The sequence below is a fragment of the Sulfurovum aggregans genome, assembly GCF_055385215.1.
In genome coordinates, this window is the sequence record NZ_AP042387.1 from 1,008,963 (window position 1) to 1,031,868 (window position 22,906).

A 22,906-nucleotide genomic window follows, 5' to 3' on the forward strand; every position below is an offset into this window, starting at 1 on the left:
GATAAAAAGGAGTTAGGCCCTCTTTATATCCATTAAAAATATTTCTTTTTTCTTTACGGATACCAAATGCAGTATATTATTGTCCTAAAAGCTTCTTTTTAACAAAAGGATCATGGAGGTTCTTCCCCTGAAGCATCAAAAGCTTCATCTCATCATAAGGGATAAACCCCTCTTTTTTATTTTCATAGGCAGCAAATCCGTAACCCATAGGCGAAGGAGCTGTACGCGAATACCAGGCTCCGGTCGCATCAACCCACCGGTGTGTATCCAGGGTCTGCGTCACGATCTTGTTGATCTGTGGTGTATGATTTTTAAGCCAAAGTACTACACATCCTATATCATCAAAAAAATACGTATCACCTTCTTGGGTAATAAGCTCTGCTGTATAGTTCAGATCCACTACATCCATATTGCATTCTGAACATTGGTATTCTTTGGGTTTGACGGAAACAGGCTGATGTGCTGTATTTCCTTTATAGACGTATCTTGCTCCTTCTTCACTTCCCAATGAAAGTAACAGTATCACGATCACAGCGACAACGATGACAAAAGTCAAAAGATTTATAAGTATTTTTTTCATAAAAAGACTCCGTTCTTTAAATAATAGATAATGACATATACACTGCACAGTATGACGAAAATCGTAAGCAATAATAGCGAAAATCGCTTTATGGTTTTTGAATATTGATGAAAAAAATATTGCATCACGGCACTGTCGATGATCAAAAAGACACTCAGCAGCAAAAATCCCCAAACGGCATAGCCCACATAATAATAATGGTCCTGCAGCATACAAAAAGGGCATTGATGTGTCGGTAACTCATAAATATAAGTACCAAAAAAATAGACAACTGCATAATAAGCCACCACAGCAAAAAGCAGACTTGCAACAATACTCATAAGTGCAAGGTCTGAAAATACTGTCAAAATGACCAATGCATAAAGCAGATAAAAAAGCATCAGGAGTTTGGGGATATCCAAGCCGAAAGGAAGTCCGTTCGCCCCGCCGGTCTGTCCGAAGATCACAGAACAGCAGCTCACTGCTTTTGTCGTTTCTATATGGGTAAAATAAAGTATATCCAGTAAAAATTCAATACTTAAAAACAAAAAAATTGTGATGAAGAACCATGATTTCAATTTCAGATACGGGTAATCCTTTGCTTTAAGATCGATCTGGTTGATACTCAGCCAGATACCGCTCAGAAAAAGTATGATGATCTTAAGCGATAAAAGCGGATTACCGTATGCATTTGCCTTAATGACCCCTGCTCCGCACATCGCTCCGGGAATAAGATCGGAAAGATTATCAATAGTATAAACAAAATAAGGGAGCAGGATCACTTTAAGCAACATCACAAAAAAGATAATGGTCATTACCAGATAGGAACGGTTTTCCAAAGTGAACTGCTCTGTAGTAAAGGCATTGAAATTCCATTTTCTCAACAATCCGATCGTAGAGAGAAAAGCAATCAAAAGCAAGAAATAAAGTACTGTTTCGGAAAGAAGATAGACAATTACTTCATTACTTAATAGTATCTCATTCAAAACTGCTACCTGCTATCTGCTTGCTGTCCACTATACTGCCATCCTCCATATGAACCAGTCTAACAGGAAAAGAGAGTGTCTCAAAAAGCGGATCATGGGTTGCAACAATAATTGTTTTTCCCAATTCATGCAGGGAATGAAGTATCTCTATGAAATTAAGAGAATTCTCTCTGTCAAGATTGGCAGTAGGTTCATCACAAATAATAAGTTCAGGTTCATGTACCAAAGCTCTGGCAATAGCACAACGCTGTTTCTCCCCGCCAGAGAGTGCTTTGACCTGCTGATCCGCCTTATGCTCAATAGCAGACATTTTCATACTCTTTGCTGCTTTGGCTTTGATCGTTTCAATATCAAGTCCGGAGTTGATCAGGGGTGCGATCACATTCTCTTCCACACTCAATGCCTCCAGGAGATTAAAATGCTGAAATATGAACCCTAAACTTTTTGCACGATAGGCTGATGCATGCAGATCAGGAAGTTTTGATATTAGCTCCCCATCAACCACTATTTTCCCTCTACTGGGTTTATCGAGTGCAGCGATGAGTGACAGGAGTGTTGATTTTCCGCTGCCACTTACACCACTTAATATGATCGTTTCACCTTTAGCTATCTGCAGATCAATAGACTTGAGTGCTTCAAAAGCCTGGGAAGTTTTTTCATTGAATATTTTATTGACATTTTCTATTCGGATCATCATAACATTGCCTCTTTAGGTGATGTCACTGCGATCTTCCAGGCAGGAATAATTACTGCAGCAAAAAATGGAATGGCATAAAAAAGGAAAATCGATCCCAACAATCCAAACTTTATCACTGGTACAAAACTTACATGATTGGGCAAATTTACACCTCCTAAAAATATCTGACTAAGCAGTGGTGCACCCCATACAAATACATACAGATATGCCAACACCACACCCAATATAAAACTAATCACTACAATCACTGCTGTTTCATAGAATTTCAACTTCAAAATATCTTTGATACTCCAACCTACTGCACGAAGTATGCCTATCTCTTTTCTCTCTGTTGAGTACACCATAGAGTAACGCTGGTAGAGTATAAGCATAAAGGTGACTATGGTAACAAGATAGAGTATTAAGAAGAGTCCCCCTTTGTAGTTATAGAGGTTTTCATAGGCTTTTGCAACCTCTCTTTTCTCCACCACCCGAACATCATAAAATAGCAGGTGTAGTTTAGTGATAATGTTGTCCCACTCTGCATCATTGGGAACATTGAAAGTAATATCCGTTATTTCATCTTCTCCCAATCCAAAAATTTCTCTGGCCAGATCTATAGGCATAATGATCATATCATTAGCGATGAGATTACTCTGAGTAGGAAGTGTTTGGTAGATTTGTACTTTTTTAAAACTCCCTTCCGGGGTCTTAAATGAAAAATTCTCACTATAATAGTGTTCTGACAAAAAGGTTTTTACCCCTTCGCCTACGATCATACTATCTGTAGATAAAAAGCTTTTGAGGTCTATACTCTCTATAAGTGATCGAAGTTCTCTACTGCTTTGTTCATCAAAAAAATCTACGCCGACCACTAAAAAGGATTTCCCGCGAGGGGTAAAAAAATACCTGCCATAAACCCTGGGTGCAACCTTGGATACCCCATCGATCTCAAGTACTTTATTTAGCCAACCCATAGGTGTGTTGACAGCTCTTCCTGCTTGAACTTTATTTAACGTAAAATCCGCTTGACTCTCCAGCGTACTCAAAAGTGAATTTTGCAAAGAGGAGGAGATAAAGAGTACAGAACTCAAAAGAAAGATGATGGTCACAGAGATCAACACTGCTCCAATATGTTTACCTTTTTGTTTAAAAAGCAGCAGTGTAAGAAAGTGCAGAAAAGCACTATGTCCAAAAATATTATTTTGCATAAACCAGATCCATTTTATTTATAGTCTGCATTTGAGGATATGCAGGATTTGAGACCTCATCATAGAAAAGAACTCTTGGTTCATAGTAAGCAACACTTAACGAGGGAGAAGAGAGTTTTGTGACCTTCGCAACACTACTTAACATCTCTTTTGAGGAGGTGCCGCTATAAGTCAGATAGTGTACAAGTACAAAGCCTGCCAGCAACAGTACCATGGATACCAATATAGAAAATTCTTTAATCAATTGCTACCTGCCAATTTCTAATTACAGCTGTTCTATGCCATCTAATGCCATCACCATTTTATCGGTAATTTCATCAAACTTCACTATCGCTTTACCATGATGCTCAGACATAAATGTTTTTGCACTTTTTTGGCTCTTAAACGGGATAAGTTCATATCCCATCGGTCCAAAAATATCTGCATCCAGCACATAAAAAGCCTCTTTAGCAGGAATCTCTTCCAGTGTGTAATAATCACTCACTGTCATCTGGGAAATATGGCTACGGTCGTAGAGGAAATCCCCATCAAAGATGTAATATTTCATCATATCTTTCACGCCGTCAAAGTAGTGTTTTTTACCATCATACTCCATAGATGCTACCCATTTTGGATACTTACTCACAAACATACCGCACACAGGACATTTTGCATCATGAGGAACATGTATATGTTTACTTACTTTTTTCATACTCCCATTACTCACAAAATACGCTACTGCTTCCAATTTAGATTTTGAAAGAGCCGGACAGGCATGAGAGGTTTTAATCTTTTCTATTAATTGTTCTATACTGCCTGCAGCCTTTGGTAGTTTTCCGCTTTCACAAAGTGTTTGAACAATCTTTTCACCTTTTTGTGAAAGCTTTATTACTTTGGTAGAACTACTCTCTTGAGCATAAAGCAACCCAACTGTATATATTCCTACAAAAATAATCTTCTTCATGCAATCCCACCCTTACTCTCGTTCCCACGGTTTCCGTGGGAATACATACTAACTTATCTATTTTTCAAATAAAGTCCAACAGCCTGTAACTGTTTACCATTCAAACCTTTACAGAGTTTATTCTCAACGATGAATGCTTTTGCTTCAGCTGTAGTAGCAAACTTCTTATCAGTTTTCTGACACATTTTACCATACATCATTTTACCTTTTTCAGCCATCATTGCTTGTTTTTTAGCAATCATCTTACTGTCTTTGGCAAAATCACCTTTAGCAGCTTCTAATGCTCCTTTGAAATCAACCACTTTACCACCATTGGCTTTAACAAAAGCATCTGCATCTGCTTTGGAAACAAAAGCATATTTACTCACTACTGTCATCGTACCTTTTTTACTGCTTCCTACAACATAAAAAGCTTTTGCAGCATCAATAAATTTTAAAGAGTTTGTATCAACCACTTTGATATCTGTAAGTTTAGAACCTTTTTTCATATCTTCTACGACACAGTGAATAGAACAATACTGTTTTACTTTTCCATTTACTGTTGCTGCATGATTCGTTTTATAGAACATTGGCAGTGTCATTCCGCACTCAGTACAAAAAGCTTTAGCTTTCCCCTTCTGTAAAAGTATTGCTTTCTCTTTAGGTACCGATTGGAACATCTTCATCATTTTTTTCGGTTTTCCCGGTGCTTTCATAGCTGCACCACATTTTCCCGGAGCACATTTCATCTCTGCCTGTGAAAAGCTGACTATTGTACCCAGTGCCAATAGAACCAGTAACATTTTTTTCATTTTATATCCTTATAGTTTTGATAATATATAGTAATATACTTGTGTTAAATAAGTGTTAATGGATATCTTGCAAAACCCATAAATAGATATATTTGATTGAGTTCTCATAAGATATCTAATATAGTCTATGAATTTCCTCAAGCATATTGTCAACTGTTATATCATCTCCGTGAGATTTTAAAAAATCAGTCAAATACTTCTCGGATACTTCCATACCACCCTCTTTTTCAATCTCTACCAATTTTTTATAAATAGGTTCAAGTACCTCGGTCACATGTTTGGATATTTTCTTTCTTGAAGCTTTATATCCTGTTATTTCACCATTCTCATCTCTGAGTACTTCAAAATGAGTAAATACCCAGTAATATCTTCCGTCTTTTGCAAGGTTTTTCACTGCTGCTACAAAATTATGTCCATTTTGTATACGGTCCCAGAGGATCTTGAATAAAATCTTAGGCATATCGGGATGACGGACGATACTATGCGGCTGTCCTATCAACTCTTCTTTACTATAACCAGATATTTCGGCAAAATAGTCGTTACAGTAGGTAATGATCCCTTTTGTATCGGTATCACTTTCTATATAAACATTGTTTTTAAGTTCTATCTCTTCATCTATGGGTTCTGGTCTTTTCATGGTCTATCCTTTCTTTAAAGTTCGTGAATAAAGCAGTTGTCATTTACTTAACCGGTTTCCTGTCTTCACGGCTACGCTATGCTGCGACCGCTCCGGTTTCGAACCTATAAACGACAAGCAGTTGTCGTTTACTTAACGGTTTCCTGCCTTCGCGGCTACGCTACGCTGCGACCGCTCCGGTTTCGAACCTATAAACGACAAGCAGTTGTCGTTTACTTAACGGTTCTCACATATCCAAATAGCGTATCAGACCTTTGGTAAGTTTCGCATATGGTAAAATTTTCGTACCGCCATTTTTCATCATAAAAAGCTTTGCATTCTCTTCTGATACAAACGGAATAAGGTCATCTCCATGAGGTCCAACCATTCTGCTTCCAAATATATACACTGCTTTCGTCGCATCTATTTTTTGACCATTGATAAAATCCTGTACATATAGTTTACTGATAGAAGCATCTAAAAGTTTATGTCTTTTAAAATAATCCTGATGAAAATAGACTTGCATCATGGATTTCACAGAAAGAAACTGTACTTTTTTACCATTCTTCAATGTTGCTTCACAGAGCCATTTTTGGTATGCTTGTTTATTTAGAGGCAAATTATATGTAAGATCTGTAGCATTTTTATCTAAGAGCATTATCTTTCCTGTAAACATAGTATCTGCAAAGAGTATCCCCACAAAAAGCAATAAGCCTAAAACTGTTTTTTTCATTATTTTCCTTTATAAAAGATCTTTTTTTCTAAATGCAATATAGCCAAAATAAGCCAAAATCAAGCCTATCACAATAGGGTAAACAATAGCATAAATGATCAATAGATTTGATCCCAGTGTATCAAGAAGGTAGTAGGCAACAGGACCAATCACCGTCAATTCAGGATCAAAAAGAGAAATTGCTCCAATACGGAATACTTCTATAGGATTAAGCATTGCTATAGTAATGATCACTTCATCACTTATTCTGTTTTGCAACATAAGCCCCATCAGAGCAATATCTATAAAGGCAAGCATTATGATCCAGGCAACAAAAGAACTGCCCAATGCCACATCCGTTGATTTAACTATAGTAGAAAGAAAAAATGCTAATCCCAAAAATACAAAACTGAGTGAAAAAAGAAGTGAGGAGTAAAGAAATACCATTCTCCACGGCAGATCGCCCCCTTTGAACAGACCAAATAGCACTCCTAACAGTAACGCCAGGAAAACAGGCAGAAAAACTGTCAGAAAACGTCCAAGCATCTTACCCCAGTAATAATCTTTAAGTGATACAGGAAAAGAAAGCATATATTCAAGTACATTACTCTCTCTATCCCCGGAGATCGATTTGACCGTTGTGATCAAAATAAAGATCGGTAAAATAATGATAGTCACCTGTATAAAGATCAAAAGCATTCTGCTGAGTCCTGTAAATCCCATCACTACCGAATCAGAAACTCCTGCAATAAAAAAAAGTGCCATTAAACCACCAAACACTACAGAATAAACATAGAACCATTTAGAACGAAGAGACTCTTTTACATCCAGATAGGCGATCAAAAAAAGATTTTTCATTAGTATGTCCTTACCTTTTGGCTATTTAATTTTTCAATCTCTATGATCTTCTTACTGATAAAAGAAAAATCAAATACTTTTGCACCTTTGGGGAGTGTCTTATCTGTATAGGCTGCAAAACCGTATGCCATAGGGGTAATAGCATCTGCAGTATATTTTACTTTTCTTGCATTGATCCATTCACCCGTTTTAGCATCTGTGACCCAAATTATCGCCTGATCTTTCCATGGTAACTTTGTCTCATCCATCCAAAGCACTGCACAACCAATATCATCAAATTTATACACTTTCCCGGTTTTCGGATCGATGATCTGAGAAGCAAATTTGCGCTCACTGATCGCCATTTTACAGCGTTCGCACATATCCCTGTCCCAGTGCATCTTCTCAACTGCACCTATCGGTTTTTTTTCACATCCTGAAAAACCCAATAATAAGAATATCCCCGCAAAGAAAAGAAAATTAAATTTTTTCATCTTCTGTTACCTTTCCAAGATCCATATAAATCTTTCGATTTACCAAGCCTTCTATCTCATCAAGTCTGTGTGTGATAAAAAGAGTTGAACACTCTGCATCTATCTCTGTAAGAAGTTCATAGAATTTTTCTCTACCCTTAGGATCAAGATTGGCTGTGGGTTCATCAAAAATGAGTAGACTACTCTTTTTCGACAGAGCAATAGCGATCAAAAGTTTTTGTTTCATACCTCCAGAGAGTTTAAAAAACGGCTTCTTAATATGACTTTTCAGATCCAGATCCATTTTAGAAGATTCTTCAAAGATCTTCTCTTTGGAAACTCCGGAACTACGCTCAACATACATAAGCAATTCTTCTATACTTAATTTTACCGGAGGAGGCAACTGAGGAATAAAACTGATATTTTTCAACACATCTACTCTCTTTTTAACCGGATCAAAACCGTTCACACTGATCTCACCGCTGTCTATATGATAAAAGCCAAGTATTGCACGTACCAGCGTGGTTTTCCCTGCTCCGTTAGGGCCCATCATTGCGATACGGTCCCCACCGTTGATAGTCAGACTTACATTATCAAGAACCTTTGTTCCCATAAATTTCTTACTTATATTTTTAGCAACAACTAACATCTATACCAGATCCTTCAATCTAAATTCATAATTGTAGGCATCTGTATGACAGACATCAAAACATCTGCCACACATGGTACAGTCACCGTTTATAACAAGTTGCTTTTCTATCCCCTTTTCAGCACGATCTTTATCATATTTAGGTTTGATAAATTCAAGCACATGGTCTTCAAAACAGGCATTTAGACATGCACCGCAATGGTCACATTTATTCATATCCCACTGTACTTTGGTAGCACTGACCCATCCGAGCGCATTATAGGTCGTACCTACCGGACAGATATATTTGCACCATGCCCTTCTGGAATAGAATATTTCAATAGAAAGCACAACAAGCACCCATACCAACGCCAGACTCCAGCCATAAGTGATCGCACGGCTCATATAGCCTATAGGGTTGATCATTTCAAATACCAGGTATCCGTCTATCGCTGCTGCTGCAAGGAAAATAGCCCAAAAGAAAAAACGGATATTCGGATTAAATTTATGTTCTTTGATGAGCTTTTTACGGATCAGTATCTGATGGATACGCTCTCCGATCTCACTAAACAATCCATAGGGACATACCCATGAACAATACGCTTTTCCCCCTACAAGAAGATAAAAAATGATCAGTGTTACACTGCCAATGATCACATTGGTATGGAAATGGTGCTCTGCCGCAAAGATCTCCAGTGCCGTAAACGGATCAATAAGATGAAACCCAAACAGCCTTGAACCGTTCAGTGTCCCTTCCAGCATCTGCATATCGATATGGAACGAAAGAAAAAAAAGCAGGTTAATGATGAAAATACTTAACCATCTCCATGCCCTGATCGTAAGCCTGAACTTTCCATCGAGATTTTTATAATACAAGGTACTAAGCAGTGATGCATTGATCAACTCTTTTACACTACCGTTATATCTATCCATTTGATATCCTTTTTATCACCCTACTAAGCTACTCTGTAAAGCAGCCTGCATTATTGTTGCTGTTCTTTAAGTTTCTGCTCAAAAGATCCAATCTCATCAGAGAGTGTTTTAAGCTGACCATCATCCATTTTACTCAGTAGACCATACATAACATAATTTTTTCTCTTACCGGATTTGAAATCGGTTAACGCCTGATAGACTTTTTCAGAATTGTCACCAATGAGTTTAGGACCGATAATACCTTCACCATTAACCCCGTGACAAGATGAACATTTTTGCTTATAGAGCGGGCTTACTTTGAATGCAGCCACATTCCCTGCTTTATTTTTAAGTGCTTGAAGTTTTTCATCAAGTTCTTTCTTTTTCTTTTTCTGTTCCTGCTCAATACTTGCATCTGATTGAGCAGTGACAGATGGTTGAGATACAAATTGTCTTGTTCCCAAATTAACTTTTACCTGACTTTTTGAAATTGTTTTACTGATCTCTTCAATCTTGTTGACCTCTTTGTCTGACTGATAGACTAAGAACATTGCTCCCAATGCCAATACAGTTGCAACTGCAGCTATAATATGTTTCATTATTTTTTGCTCCTCATTTCTTTAATTTGTGTGTTAAATCTCTCGATCTCTTTTGCGATCGATTTAAGTCTCTCTTCATCTATCCTCGTAACCAGTTCTTTCATCAATGCATTCTTTTTTTCACCTGTTTTGAATGCCGTTATATTCTTGAAAATAAATGATGCATTTTTATCCAGCAATGCCGGGCCGATAACACCATTGGCATAATCATCATGACAGGCAGAACAGAGAAGACGATAATCAGGACTGAGCTGCTTGATCATCAGTGTGATCTGTACTCTCTCATAAGGAGATCTGATATCTCTATAGGCATCCAATTCTGTTCTTGTTTTTGATGCTTCCGAGTTATAACTTCCCTCTTTTTTTTCTTTATTATAAGCATAGTAGAACTGTCCACTGTTCTCCTTACTCTTATCACTCTTTTTCAACTCTTCAACAACACCTTCAGTAACAACGATACCCGCTGGAGTTTTTGCTTCATCTGTCTGAGTTTTTGATTTCTTTTCACTACAGCCATTAAATAGAAACAGTGTTATACTCAGTGGGAATATCCATAATATACTACGCATTTTCCGTTCCTTTGTTTTTTTGATATACATCTGCATACGTAGCATGCGGAAGGATCTGCAATACTTTGGTAGGGCAGAGCTCTACACAGGCACCACAACCGACACAGGCATCACGAATTTCAGGGAAAAGTCCACCCTCTTTGGAGACCATACCTATTGCCTTACTTGGATCCGGCGTAAAAGGACAAAGATCTGCACAAATACTGCAATTCTTCCCCTCTTGCTCACTCAATTTTTTCAAAAGTCTCTTTTGTAACATTACTTTTTCTGAGTCATTATCATACATTTCCACTTTTACATTCGCTTTCTCCTGCTCAGAGATCACTTTTGTATGGTCATATATTCTGGATATCATCTCTTTGGTTACTTTTTTATTGGTCAGTGCAAGACAGGCACTCTCATTAACCACAATAGCCATCCCCATATGTACTTTCTCTATCACATTTGATTCATGATCCAATGCTCCTGTAGGGCATGCCAATACACAAGGGAAAGCCTCACAAAGATAACACCCTCTTGCCAGTGGGTCAATATAAGCCGTTCCGACACCTGCTTTACCTTCGTAATCTTCTAACAAGATAGAATCATAAGGGCATACCTGCAGACATTGACCACATTTGATACACATTGTCAGATAGCGATCTTCTTCAACTGCACCCGGTGGACGTAATCTTTCTTTTTCAGGCTTGAACTTTTTTGCAGCCCAGATACCGCCTGCCGCAGCAATACCCAGAACACCCAGACCTGCTGCCTGCTTCATGAACTGTCTTCTTTTTTGCTCTTCTTTTGAAGTCATTTTTTGCTCTTTTTCTTCCATTACACTTGCCCTTCATACATTTTAGGATGTTCATCACTTAAAAGCAGTACCGGCTCAGAAAAAGGTGCCAGTTTTGCTAAAAAATTCAATATCGAGATCACAGGCGATCCATAAAAGAATTTGATATTTGGATTAAGTAGCCAGACTTTATCTGCATAGGCATAATAGTTGTAGGTACCATCACCTATACCGTCGCCGTCCTTGTCAAAGCCTTCATAATCATCCCAGTAATTCCCATCAAAATAATTTTCTGTTACTTTCGTATTGTAGGAATCATTGACCACATTTTCAATATTCCCTTTAAAAATATTATCTATGAATCTATTGTGAAGACTCAAAGAGTGAAAACGGATCCCCTCACTATTGTATATAATACGGTTTCCTTCGATCAAATTGGTCTCATCCGGTTCAAACGGTGATCTATCCACATACAAGCCTCTGGCACAATAGATAATAGTATTATCTTTTATCGTAAAGTTGGTCGCATCTTTCATTCCGATACCCAATCCTGTAGTTCCCAGTGAATTCTGTATCAAATTCCCTGTTGCAACACTATCACGCGAATACATAAAAAAGATACCCACAGAATTATGTTTATAGACATTGTCTTTTACAAAATTCTTACCGGTATACATAAAATGTAAAGAGTATCTTCCATACTCTCCTATATTTTTTTCTATAAGATTTCCATGAGAATACCATACGACAAAATCTCTTGACTTATAGAGATGGTTGTTACTTAGATGATTATCATTGCTATACCATAACCGAATACCATCTCCCCGCAGACCCAGATTAAAGGGTTTTGATTCAATATAATTACCGTTGATCTCAGATCTGCTTACTTGAAGCATATCTATACCAAACAAACAGTCAACAATTTTACAGTTTTCTACACTGCATTGCTCTACTTTTTTTAGAACAATACCGGCATCAACTCTTTCATGCTCTTCTCCACTGTGCCTGATCGTAAGATTTTTGACAGTGACCCCTGAACTCAGAATGGTCACTACCGTACCTTTACCGTTACCCTCAATGATCGCTTTTTGATCCCTTCCATCAATGATAAGCGGCTTATTAATCACAATATTCCCACGGTAGATACCTGCAGGTAATTCCAGACGTGATCCTGGTTTTGCTTTATCAATAGCCTCCTGCAGTACATTATCTGCCCATAACAGATGAGATATGATAATAACAGAGACCATGATCTTTTGTATCATTTTATGCTACTTTTTCACTTTTCTGATATTTTCGTTTTGCCGCCAAAGCCAGGATACTCAATATGCTGATCGCCACTAAAAGCCAAAAACCAAGGCTTGGATAAGAATGTGTCGTAAACTGAGCTACCTTTCCATCCCCGAAAACCGTAGGGGTAAAAGGTTTGATCTTAAATGCTCCCCAGGCATGCATATGGTGTCCGAACCAATAAAGCCAATACGAATAGAATCCTATAAAGATCAGAGGAAGAGATATAGGAACCAGCATCAAAAGATTCAACAGTTTATTATTATAGATCAGGAACATGACCAATAGCCATGCCACAAAGATCAAGGCATACGGTGCCAGCATACGAAGATACGGAGCACCTCTCTCCATCGGATCCATCCCGATGTAGTGGTTGATCGTATTCATTTCATGCACATCCCCTGAAAATCCGTCAAAGTGATAAAAAACAGGGATCCCTTCGGGAAAAGCATCTTTTGGATAGTTAGGCGCTTCCAGAGAAACATACCATATCGGTGCAGTAACCACATTCAATTCCATATCATCTTCGATCATTTTACGCAGATTGTTTGCATCCTCTTTGGGAATATTCGGTGAAACATATTGCCCCTTCTGATAATAATCCCAGGCTTTGATCGTCAGATCGGAGAGTTGCCCTCCTTTCCCCTGTCGTCCCATCTCCACAACATTATGTGTCAATACAGCAGGAATCACAAACCAGTAGAGCAGTATACCCAGTGCCAAAAGTGTAAATATCCTTGACTTTGCCAATGAACTCATTTTTAATCCTTCGTATAATCTATTTATCAACCAAATCGATAAAATAAGGTTGAGTTCAATAAAGACTCATAGTTTTCACAAAAGCTAACAGTAAACAAGTTTTTTTCCTTTTTGGACTTTGGTACCAGCACATAAAACGTCTTGTGTTAGCTTTATAAAATCATCTATAGGATGCTAAGGAGGAGTGTAAGAACTTCTACCTTGTATAACACGAAGCTATGAGAACTTTAAAACTAACACTCAAGGGGTTTAAAATGTATTATGTTGGAATTGATGTTGCTGAAAAAAAACATTATGTGTGCATCCTGGATGATGCTGGTGAATTTGCTGTAAAACCATTTTGGATCTATACGGATATTCTTGGGTTAAGAAGGCTGATTGAACAGTTTGCCAACCTGTCATTAGACAATGATGATTTTATTATTGGTATAGAATCAACAGGAGCTTTTTCTGAGAATTTGTATGAATATATTACAGACAATGACTACCAAGCCGTTTTGCTAAACGCTTATCAGACTGCCAAGTTTCGTGATTTCCGTACCATACGAAAAGTAAAGAATGATGCGATTGATGCCTATGTCATTGCGGAACTTTTATCTACCGGTAAATACAAAGAGAGTCATATCTCCAATGATGCCTATCATTCAGTCAAGGTATTAGGCAGAACCAAACGTTCACTGGAGAAGAAGATAAAAACCATCAAGAGGGAAATCTCTACTGTAATGGCGACTGTCAATCCTGAGATTGGCAGAGTATTTCCAAATATCTTTACCAAGACAGCACTTGCGATCATCAAAGTCTACCCTACTGCAATAGATATGCAAAAAGCTACGCCAAAGAAGCTGACTCGTCTATTCCGTCATATCAAAGGTAACAACTTCTCTGAAGATAAAGCCAAGTTCCTGATCGATCTTGCCAATACTTCAGTATATGCTGGTCGTGCCTATGAAGCCAGATCTCTAATGATCACTACTAATATTAGGATATTAGAGCTTTTATGTCAAGAAAAGAAGCATATTGAAGAACAAATCAAACAACTTATTACCGAAGAAATAAATACAATTGACAATTCTATTGAAAATCTCCAAAGTATACCCGGTATCTCAGATAAAACCATTTCTGCCATATTAGGAGAATGTGGAGATCTCAGGCGATTTGATTCAGCCAAAGCTTTTATTGGCTATCTTGGTCTTTATCCTACACAGTATCAATCTGGCAACTCCAATTCTATAGGCAGGCTTGCAAAAAGAGGCATACCTATTGCCAAACATGCACTTTATATGGCTGCAGTAGGATCTGTATTGCACAATCCTCAGCTAAACAAGATCTTTCGAGACAAAGTCTCTTCGGGTAAATCCAAGAAAGAAGCTTTAATCATTATCTCCAAGAAAATAGCAGCGATCATGTATTCCATAGTCAAACACAATGAACCTTATCAAGCCCATAGAGTATTTATCCCCAACAGGTAAATATTCCCGTTAGTTTTAGCACTTGTGAAAACAATGAGTTTTTAATGAACATTGACCAAATATTGTTTTAGTATCTATTTGATCATTTGAATATTCTTTTCAAATACTCAAATAATCCAACAGGATACCTCTGTCTATAAAAAACAGCTATTGGTTTAAGCTATTCTTTATAGGATGGTTTCTTAATTTAGATATCTCAAAAAACTCTTATAAAATAAATTTTTTGAGATACCTATACATAGTATTTATTCTACATCAAAACACTAAATACTTACTTGATAAACATCAAGTAAAATTATATTTCTTATAGATAAGTGTAAATTATATTATGAAAGGTACAAGGGAAGCTGAACTCCCTTGCACACTGTAGTTTCTAGAAGAGGTTTGAATTCTCATCAATCCATTTTAGATATTCAATAATATCTTTAGTTTGTGCTTCTGTCATACCCTGGTTAGGCATACGAAGGTTAAAGTAATTGACCATAGATTTGATATAGTCATTATCATACATTGTTTCAGGATGCATGATCCACTCTGCTACCCATTTTTCAGCATTTTCATGTCTTTGGAGTACACCTGTCAAGTCTGGCCCGGAACTTACTTTTCCGATGACGTGACAACCGTTACATCCACCTTCAAGATATGCTTCTTCACCACGTTTAGCTGCTTCATTCATAGGTTTTGCTACTTTTTTAACCAAAAGATCTTTGGCACGAATACCTACATCAGCAGTTTTTACCATATATTGCCAGATCATATTTTCAAAGAGAATGGCTTTATCCAGATTACCGGCTTTAACTGCTTCGTCAGATTTCTTTTTCTCTTCAGCAATCTTGCCATATTGATCAAGTGCATCAACAACCAATGCTTTAATTGTTGGATACTTCTCATAATGATTTTCTTTAAGGAACTTCACTACACTTTGAATAACTTTGTCTGTTGCATCATTCACTGCTACAGTTTGATCATACTCTTTTTTCAATTGTTCAGGACTCATTTTTGCTATTTTAAGTTTCGCAGCTTTTGTATATTTCTTGTTTGGATCTTTGACCATAAGGTAACCCATCATTTCCAAGTGAAGTGCTGAACAGAATTCTGTACAGTAATAAGGGAATACTCCTTCAAGATCAGCTTTGAATGTAAGTGCAACAGTTTTTCCAGGTTCAAGTGATGCATGAACATTGTATTGATCCACTGTAAATCCGTGTGTTTCATCTTCAGCTCTTTCAAGATTGGTCAAGTAGAATGTTACTGTATCACCTTTATTTACTGTTACATGTTCAGGATTAATATGGGATCTGACCATTGTTCCGTAAATATACACATGATTGCCTTTTCTTACGATCTTCTCTTGACCTGCAAGTGTTTTCCCTTCATGGATCTTACCGGTAAATGGATTTGTACCCATTTTGTATCTTACTTCATGCTCCATTTTACTTGCACGGATCGCAACTGCTTGGTGAGGTTCACCTAGAGGAATCGGCATATCATAAAGAAGTTGCATCTTTTTACCGCGAATATCAATAAGTTGGTGATTTTGTGGATGTAGTGGTCCAATCTCATTAAATCTATCAATTGCTAACTTGTTAAGTGCAATAATATACTCTCCCTGAGGATCAGCAGATTTTCCTTCCATACCGCAAAGGTGACCAATGTTATAGTTTACATTTTGTCTGTCTTCTACTTTACATGTAAGGAAATTCCATTTTACAACTTGACTGTCAACATACAATGAAGTATAGATTTCACCTTCTGTTTTCCATTTTGTTCCCATTTGATTATGCAATGGCCCGAGACCCAACTCAGCTTGACAATGTAAAGCTTTTTTCATATCAATGATAGGAATACCGAAAGGATCTTTTCCTGCAAAATCTTTGTTTGCAATGGCTTTTTGGATTTTTTCCCAGCTATATACACTTGCATGAGTATCCAATTTACCACAAACAACAATGTGTTTACCATCTGGTGACACATCTACACCGTGTGGAGATTTTGGCTCAGGAATTAGGAAAAGAGCATCATTTTTAACTGCCACATCAATAGGCACTACTCTATGACCATTAATGACTTTTACATTTTTTGGATCTTCTGCAAGTTTTGCAAGTTTTTTCCAATTATATACTTGTAAAAAGTCTGTATCGTTTCTTGAACAACCTGCCTCAAAAGGAGGAAGACCTTTTTCGATACCACCCGTATACATTTCAGAGTTAAATGAGTTGGTAAATCCCCAACCGTCACTTACTCCTTTACCCGCATCAGATAAATCCTGCATATAAGGAGGGAGCTCGAGCGTAAAAGAGTTTTTAGGTTCAATCTTTCCTTCTTTATGATTAAATTTCCAGATAGTTACACCACCACGGTATGTTTCTGCATATTCTTCCATTGGATGATAATTGTTATCTAATGGAGCCGCATATTGACATGCTTCCAAAATATACTCGGAGTTCGGTGTAAAAAATGCTCCACCATGATCACTTTTAAATACAGGGTTAACAACGATCTGTTTTGTAACCATATCATCTAAATCTATTACGGCTATTCTTGGATTGGCTTTATCATTGATCACCAACCATTTACCGTCATACTTACCATCAATTTCAGAAATAGCCGGGTGGTGTGTATCACCCCATGTTATCTCTTTACCACGGATGTTACCCTGCGCAAGTATTTTTTTAGTATCATCATCATAACCCCATCCTTGCCAAGGTTCCGGCGTAAATACAGCAATATATTTAAGAATTCTCATTGACGGAACCCCATATACCATCATCTGGCCGGATTGTCCGCCTGAACTGAATACCAAATATTTATCACGTCCACCGCTTGGTGTGTATGTTTTAGCCGCTGCTAACAGGTCTGATTGTGTCAAACCTCTCTCTTTCATCACATCATCTAGGGCACCTGCACTGAATAGTGTTGTAACACTCAATACAGAACCAAGAAAAAGAGATGTGAATTTACTAAGTCTGTAATTCATTTTTCCTCCTCAAAATTACAATTATAAAAATAAGTTCAGAGTATTCTAAACTAACGCCATTGTCCAATAATAAGCTATTCTTATCATTATTATCAAACACTCTTCATTATAACTAAATAAAATAATAAATATAATTGACTTACATCAAGAATTTAACACTAATTTAACACTTCTATGTATTTTAGGAGAGGATATCGGAATTTTTACAACATATTGATGTGGAGGAACACTTCCGTAAGAGGAAGTGTTATATAAACTAAAATTTATATCTTATATTCGTATAAACATATCGTCCCGGCTCATTCATGAGCATAACTTCATTGCTACCTATAGTTGGAAGCAAAATCAAATCTTTATAGGTATTAGATATCGCATATGTCTTATCAAACACATTATCTACACCTAAAGTCAATTCAAAATTCTTGCCAAAGTTCTTTATTCCTTTAATATTAAGTACAGCATATGCATCCAATTCCTGCTCACCATTTTCCCAATCAATATCTGTCCAACTGTCAGAAGCAATTAATTCAGCTCTCAGTGTTAAGCTCTCATCATAATCATAGTTTGCAGCAGCATTAACTTTAAATGGTGGGATCTCAGGCATATCCGTTCCTGTTTGTCCAGTTAAAGGATTGTCTTTTTCCCCTCTTTGGTATGACAACCCATAATCAAAATAGAGTGAACTTGTTGCAATATAGGTTCCGCTGAATTCAAATCCATAGATAGTTGCATCTACGTTCTCATAAGCATTTTCTGCTGCACCCATTGCATTAACATTACTAGCATTATATGCAATGAAATTATCAAGTTTTGAGTAAAATGCTTTCACTTTGAATGTTGCATCTTCAAATTTCTTCTCCATACCGATATCAAACTCATAGTTTATAGTATCTTCTAGATCAGGGGTACCAATAGAGTTACCCGCACTTCCTATCCAATACAGCTCTTTAGCATCAGGCACTCTTGATGATTTACCTATACCTGCAAAATATTTTGTATCCTTGTCTACATGGTATGTAGCAAATAGATATCCGTTTAGTTCATTATAATTATTATCTTGCTGTGCAGCATTCTCAGAAGTGATTTTTGTATCATCATATCTTAAACCTAGATCCAAGACAAACTTATCCACCTTGATCTTATCTTTTAAAAAGAATGCAACATTCTTAGTATCTACATCATATATACTATGGAAGTATGCCTCAGGTAAAGCAACTCCATTTTTATAATAGCCTCCATCCCAATTTCGCAAGCTGTAATCCACTCCGGCTGTGATCGTATGATTATCAACATCAAAACTATTTTTGATCTTGGCCCCCTGCATCTTGGTATTCAACTTATGTGTCAATTCATTATTGGAATCACTAATACCATCACTAAGATTACTGTCAGAAACAAGTCTATAGACAGTTGACATAGGATGCTCAACTGTTGACTGATAAAGCTGAACACCAAGCTCTTTCGAATATTTTCCAAGATCTTTAGCTATATACTCTATATTAAAAATATCAGAATCATCATAAAGTGCATCCATCTTGGAAGAGGGATAAAGAATATCATCACTTCTATTTCCCGTATAGCTTAGTCTTAGCTCCTGATTATCTGTAATATCCCAAAAGAGTTTTGCCATGACCGTCTTTTTAGTATAGGCATCCATATCCTTATATCTGTCTTGATATTGAAAGAGAGGAGAGACCTTTCCATCATCAATCTCACGTTGAATCTGATCGACAAAATCATTACCGTCACCATCTTTATATTGTTCACTAGTTTCGACTGAACCACTCAGCAGGAATCTTACATTATCCGTACCTCCACTCAATGAGAATGCACCCTTTTGATACCCCCAGCTTCCAAAACCCAGATTGATATCTCCTTCAAACTCTTTGGCCGGCTTAATAGTATGTATTTTGACATCCGCACTCAATACCCCGAAATCTTCTACATTATAAGGACCTTCATTGATCTCAATATAATCAATATTATTCGTCAGGACATGAGAAACCGGTGGATCCATTCTGTTTGGACAGGCACCGAATACTTTAACTCCGTCCATCGTCACATTGACATTGTCTTTCTTCTGTCCTCTTACGATCACATCATTGGCAATACCGCTTCTTCTAACCATTGAGATACTTGGTGACTGCTTAAAAAGTGCTTCTGCCAGGTCTGCTGACTTGATATCTTCCCCATGCACATCTTTGATGACCTCCGTATCTGCTTTTGCTTCCACATCTATGGTCCCTAACTCTACTTGTGCTGCCTGCAGTGATAACGAGCATACCAAAGAGAGGTAGATTGCTTTTTTCATCCTTGTCATTGTAACTCCTCCAAATTATTTTGGCTATTATTACATGCTTATGTTAATTATGTGTTAAACTTATCGAAGTTTGTAATGAAGTGTGATATTTACACTTTGAGGGAGTACAATAGGTACATTTCTTGTACTCACAGGAAAAGCGCTTTTAACTGCATGTCGTGCTGAATTATGAAACACCTTTGGTCCACTTACAGAAATATGTCCCACATTGCCATTGGCAAGTATGGTAAATTTTACCTTGACAATCCCCTGCATCCCTCTTCTTTTTGCTATTTTAGGATAATTTTTATGTCGATTGATTTTTTGTCTCACTTTTGTAAGGAATTGATTTTTTTTAGCTGTATTGTTTTTTGATGCCCCTGTTCTTTTAAGACCTTTTGTTGTTTTTGCTGACGCTTTTTTTCTTACTCTCTTTTTAAGCTTTTTTTTCTTAGATATTTTCTTTTTCACCAACAGTTTTTTCTGAATTTTTTTAACCACCGGTTTAGAGATGATCTTAGGTTTTATGGCTTCAGGGATGATCTCTTCCGGAACCGGTTTTTCTTCAACTACAGGTTCCGGCTCCGGTTCTATGACAGCCTTTTCTTCGATGACAGGTTCTTCTTGCTCTATCTCTTCGGGTTTCTCTACAGGAGGTACAACTTCCGGAACAAAAGAAGCGAGGCAGAGGTGTATGGTTGTGTCTTGCGGTTTTTGGTCTGTGATAAGATACTGGGTTTGTACATAAAAATAAGCCACAGCCAACGAAAGATAAAAAAGTGTTGTAGTGAAGAAGGATACCAGATACCGATATTTTACCAAAATATCCCTTTAATAGTTGATTTTATAAGGATATTGAAGTGTAGCAAAGATATGTTAAACAAATATTAATTTAAATCAAGACTTATCTTTTTTTACTCTTCATCTTCTCCAAAGAATATATTTTCTAAACCTATTTTATTAAAAAATACATTAAACTGTTTGGTAACATTGTATTAACAAAATTACTATACAATCATAAAAGTCAGGAGTTGTCATGCATAAATTTATTATTTTAATATTATCTTTTTTTTTACTTATTGTACAAATTGATGCCAAAGAAAAAACAGATCAAACACAATCTATACAAACATTAATTAAACAAATTAAAAATAGTTCTTCAAATGACAGAAGAGTTGCTATGAATAAACTGAAAATAGAACTTAGAAAGATGAATAAAGAGACGAGAAAACAGATTATGCTGGATTTACAAAAATCTTTTACTGCCAATAGCTCGTCATTACAAGGGTCTGATAATAAATCCAACATGCAAAATGATTCTCAAACTCATATCCTAAATCAACAACCTTTTGGCCCCATAAACAATACTCCTGTCAGAAATGGGCAACATGGAGGACACAAGTGAATTTTATAAAAATAATTCTATCTGTGTTATTGCTCTCATCAACCCTTTTGGCATATGAAGATCATGATATTGATGGTGTAGACGACAGCAAAGACCTCTGCCCAAATACTCCTTTCGATACTATTGTAGATGAAAGAGGATGTTCCTATGATAAAATATTTTTAGGAAAACTCACGCTGCAAATAGGAAGTACTATTAGATTCAATACACTACCAGACAGATCAGATACATTAGATCTATATATAAATTATCATTATCTTCATTGGGATTTTTCACTTTCAAGTTCAAACTATAATACAACCAACCTCAACACGATAGCAGACCAAGAAAATGATCTTTATCTTACCATAGGACAGCTCTTTCAATACAACTCTTTAAATACTAAGATATCAGTTGGAACAAAATTTGCTTTGATGGATAATGAAGCCGCCAGCAGAGACAATGACTATTTCGCTTCCGTTAACTTTGACTATTTTATCAATAAAAAACAAAATATTTTTCTTTATTACAATTATACATTCAGTGGTGACAGTGATACAACTGACTATAATGACTTTTATACCTATTCCGTAGGAAGCGGTTATGCATTGAGTGATAAATGGTATAGTGCGATCTCCTACAACTATGCTGGTTCTCTTCATCCGGAGGATGAAGCATATAAGGCTATCTCATGGTTCAACTCTTATACTCTATCTAAAGATTTTTTTATTACCTGTAACTATGCCTATACATTGGATGATCTCTCTTATGATCATACGATATCTTTGAATATAGGAGTATATTTTGAATAAATTACTTCTTCTTGAAGATGATCCTGCCCTTTCAAAAACACTGATAAAGTATCTTACACATCATGGTTATGAAGTGGATTGGGCAAAACATGGTGAAGAGGCAATGGATCTCAGCTATGAAAACACCTATAGCCTTTATCTTTTTGATATCAATGTACCTTTAATGAATGGTATTGACCTGCTTGCAGCCCTCAGAGAAGCAGAAGATTTTACTCCAGCTATTATTATCAGTGCACTTATAGATATTGGTTCCGTGACCAGAGGGTTCATTGCCGGAGCAGACGATTATATAAAGAAACCTTTTGATCCGGATGAACTTATTGTAAGGATCAAAGCCAAAACCAGTACATTAAAGGAACTTCTTAAATTTAAAGATTTTGAGATTGACATCAGAAAAGAAGAGATTTTTCATCAGGGAGCCCCTATACATTTGGGCGAGGTACAAAAAAACATTTTTACGACATTGGTCAGAAACTACCCTGATCCGGTTACAAAAGATGAACTCATACTACTGCTTGAAAAACCTTCTGATCTCGCACTGAGGGTCAATATTGCAAAACTCAAGAAAAACCTTGATATTCAAATCAAGAATGTAAGAGGAGTCGGTTATAAAATTATCTGAAAAAGAG

General features: G+C 36.8%; 25 protein-coding genes. 4 read left to right on the plus strand and 21 right to left on the minus strand.

Annotated elements, in window-relative coordinates; all coding sequences use genetic code 11:
* Positions 1-76: 76 nt before the first annotated feature.
* The 18 genes from ACZ48W_RS04970 to ACZ48W_RS05055 form a co-directional block, all read right to left on the minus strand.
* Positions 77-580, minus strand: coding sequence for a hypothetical protein (locus ACZ48W_RS04970; protein ID WP_464830251.1), 504 nt, complete (start codon positions 578-580; stop codon positions 77-79).
* Positions 577-1,545 (minus strand): hypothetical protein, encoded by a 969-nt coding sequence (locus ACZ48W_RS04975; protein WP_464830252.1) that lies wholly within the window; start codon positions 1,543-1,545, stop codon positions 577-579. The genes ACZ48W_RS04970 and ACZ48W_RS04975 overlap by 4 nt, the downstream gene beginning before the upstream one ends.
* Complete coding sequence (locus ACZ48W_RS04980) at positions 1,538-2,239, minus strand: ABC transporter ATP-binding protein (RefSeq protein ID WP_464830472.1); 702 nt, start codon at positions 2,237-2,239, stop codon at positions 1,538-1,540. The genes ACZ48W_RS04975 and ACZ48W_RS04980 overlap by 8 nt, the downstream gene beginning before the upstream one ends.
* Positions 2,239-3,432 carry an ABC transporter permease gene (locus ACZ48W_RS04985; RefSeq protein ID WP_464830253.1) on the minus strand — a complete coding sequence of 398 codons (1,194 nt, stop codon included), beginning with the start codon at positions 3,430-3,432 and terminating at the stop codon, positions 2,239-2,241. The genes ACZ48W_RS04980 and ACZ48W_RS04985 overlap by 1 nt, the downstream gene beginning before the upstream one ends.
* A complete protein-coding gene (locus tag ACZ48W_RS04990) occupies positions 3,422-3,676 on the minus strand; it encodes a hypothetical protein (RefSeq protein ID WP_464830254.1) in 255 nt (84 codons plus the stop codon). The genes ACZ48W_RS04985 and ACZ48W_RS04990 overlap by 11 nt, the downstream gene beginning before the upstream one ends.
* Positions 3,677-3,697: 21 nt before the next feature.
* Positions 3,698-4,375 (minus strand): nitrous oxide reductase accessory protein NosL, encoded by a 678-nt coding sequence (locus ACZ48W_RS04995; RefSeq protein WP_464830255.1) that lies wholly within the window; start codon positions 4,373-4,375, stop codon positions 3,698-3,700.
* Positions 4,376-4,428: 53 nt separating this feature from the next.
* Positions 4,429-5,166 (minus strand): nitrous oxide reductase accessory protein NosL, encoded by a 738-nt coding sequence (locus tag ACZ48W_RS05000; protein WP_464830256.1) that lies wholly within the window; start codon positions 5,164-5,166, stop codon positions 4,429-4,431.
* 115 nt (positions 5,167-5,281) lie between these two features.
* Positions 5,282-5,803 (minus strand): PAS domain-containing protein, encoded by a 522-nt coding sequence (locus tag ACZ48W_RS05005; protein WP_464830257.1) that lies wholly within the window; start codon positions 5,801-5,803, stop codon positions 5,282-5,284.
* A gap of 226 nt (positions 5,804-6,029) precedes the next feature.
* Complete coding sequence (locus ACZ48W_RS05010) at positions 6,030-6,515, minus strand: nitrous oxide reductase accessory protein NosL (protein WP_464830259.1); 486 nt, start codon at positions 6,513-6,515, stop codon at positions 6,030-6,032.
* A 9-nt stretch (positions 6,516-6,524) separates the two neighbouring features.
* Positions 6,525-7,352: an ABC transporter permease gene (locus tag ACZ48W_RS05015; RefSeq protein ID WP_464830260.1), complete on the minus strand. Its 828-nt coding sequence runs from the start codon at positions 7,350-7,352 to the stop codon at positions 6,525-6,527.
* A complete protein-coding gene (locus tag ACZ48W_RS05020; protein WP_464830261.1) occupies positions 7,352-7,825 on the minus strand; it encodes a hypothetical protein in 474 nt (157 codons plus the stop codon). The genes ACZ48W_RS05015 and ACZ48W_RS05020 overlap by 1 nt, the downstream gene beginning before the upstream one ends.
* Positions 7,812-8,453, minus strand: a complete 642-nt coding sequence (locus tag ACZ48W_RS05025; protein WP_464830262.1) for an ABC transporter ATP-binding protein — start codon at positions 8,451-8,453, stop codon at positions 7,812-7,814. Before ACZ48W_RS05025 ends, ACZ48W_RS05020 begins: the two co-directional genes overlap by 14 nt.
* Positions 8,454-9,365, minus strand: a complete 912-nt coding sequence (locus ACZ48W_RS05030) for a NapH/MauN family ferredoxin-type protein (RefSeq protein WP_464830263.1) — start codon at positions 9,363-9,365, stop codon at positions 8,454-8,456.
* A 50-nt stretch (positions 9,366-9,415) separates the two neighbouring features.
* Positions 9,416-9,943 carry a c-type cytochrome gene (locus tag ACZ48W_RS05035; RefSeq protein WP_464830264.1) on the minus strand — a complete coding sequence of 176 codons (528 nt, stop codon included), beginning with the start codon at positions 9,941-9,943 and terminating at the stop codon, positions 9,416-9,418.
* Positions 9,943-10,512 carry a c-type cytochrome gene (locus ACZ48W_RS05040; RefSeq protein WP_464830265.1) on the minus strand — a complete coding sequence of 190 codons (570 nt, stop codon included), beginning with the start codon at positions 10,510-10,512 and terminating at the stop codon, positions 9,943-9,945. The genes ACZ48W_RS05035 and ACZ48W_RS05040 overlap by 1 nt, the downstream gene beginning before the upstream one ends.
* Positions 10,505-11,329 (minus strand): 4Fe-4S dicluster domain-containing protein, encoded by an 825-nt coding sequence (locus ACZ48W_RS05045; protein ID WP_464830267.1) that lies wholly within the window; start codon positions 11,327-11,329, stop codon positions 10,505-10,507. The genes ACZ48W_RS05040 and ACZ48W_RS05045 overlap by 8 nt, the downstream gene beginning before the upstream one ends.
* Positions 11,329-12,552: a nitrous oxide reductase family maturation protein NosD gene (locus ACZ48W_RS05050; RefSeq protein WP_464830268.1), complete on the minus strand. Its 1,224-nt coding sequence runs from the start codon at positions 12,550-12,552 to the stop codon at positions 11,329-11,331. The genes ACZ48W_RS05045 and ACZ48W_RS05050 overlap by 1 nt, the downstream gene beginning before the upstream one ends.
* Before the next feature lies 1 nt (position 12,553).
* Entirely contained in the window at positions 12,554-13,336 is a 783-nt protein-coding gene (locus ACZ48W_RS05055) for a cytochrome C (protein WP_464830269.1), read from the minus strand.
* 218 nt (positions 13,337-13,554) lie between these two features.
* On the opposite strand from ACZ48W_RS05055, the gene ACZ48W_RS05060 reads away from it, so the two are divergent.
* Positions 13,555-14,805, plus strand: a complete 1,251-nt coding sequence (locus tag ACZ48W_RS05060; protein ID WP_464827685.1) for an IS110 family RNA-guided transposase — start codon at positions 13,555-13,557, stop codon at positions 14,803-14,805.
* Positions 14,806-15,178: 373 nt separating this feature from the next.
* On the opposite strand, the gene nosZ is transcribed toward ACZ48W_RS05060, so the two are convergent.
* From nosZ to ACZ48W_RS05075, 3 genes are all read right to left on the minus strand, one after another.
* Positions 15,179-17,782, minus strand: a complete 2,604-nt coding sequence (gene nosZ, locus ACZ48W_RS05065; protein ID WP_464830270.1) for a Sec-dependent nitrous-oxide reductase — start codon at positions 17,780-17,782, stop codon at positions 15,179-15,181.
* A gap of 256 nt (positions 17,783-18,038) precedes the next feature.
* Positions 18,039-20,102: a TonB-dependent receptor gene (locus ACZ48W_RS05070; protein ID WP_464830271.1), complete on the minus strand. Its 2,064-nt coding sequence runs from the start codon at positions 20,100-20,102 to the stop codon at positions 18,039-18,041.
* A gap of 60 nt (positions 20,103-20,162) precedes the next feature.
* Positions 20,163-20,903, minus strand: a complete 741-nt coding sequence (locus tag ACZ48W_RS05075) for an energy transducer TonB (protein ID WP_464830272.1) — start codon at positions 20,901-20,903, stop codon at positions 20,163-20,165.
* 214 nt (positions 20,904-21,117) lie between these two features.
* Between ACZ48W_RS05075 and ACZ48W_RS05080 the strand changes: the two genes are divergently transcribed.
* Genes ACZ48W_RS05080 through ACZ48W_RS05090 form a run of 3 tightly spaced genes read left to right on the plus strand, consistent with a single transcriptional unit; the run spans position 21,118 to position 22,899 of the window.
* Positions 21,118-21,486, plus strand: a complete 369-nt coding sequence (locus ACZ48W_RS05080; protein ID WP_464830273.1) for a hypothetical protein — start codon at positions 21,118-21,120, stop codon at positions 21,484-21,486.
* 23 nt (positions 21,487-21,509) lie between these two features.
* Positions 21,510-22,277 carry a hypothetical protein gene (locus ACZ48W_RS05085; protein ID WP_464830275.1) on the plus strand — a complete coding sequence of 256 codons (768 nt, stop codon included), beginning with the start codon at positions 21,510-21,512 and terminating at the stop codon, positions 22,275-22,277.
* Entirely contained in the window at positions 22,270-22,899 is a 630-nt protein-coding gene (locus ACZ48W_RS05090; protein ID WP_464830276.1) for a response regulator transcription factor, read from the plus strand. The genes ACZ48W_RS05085 and ACZ48W_RS05090 overlap by 8 nt, the downstream gene beginning before the upstream one ends.
* Positions 22,900-22,906 lie beyond the last annotated feature (7 nt).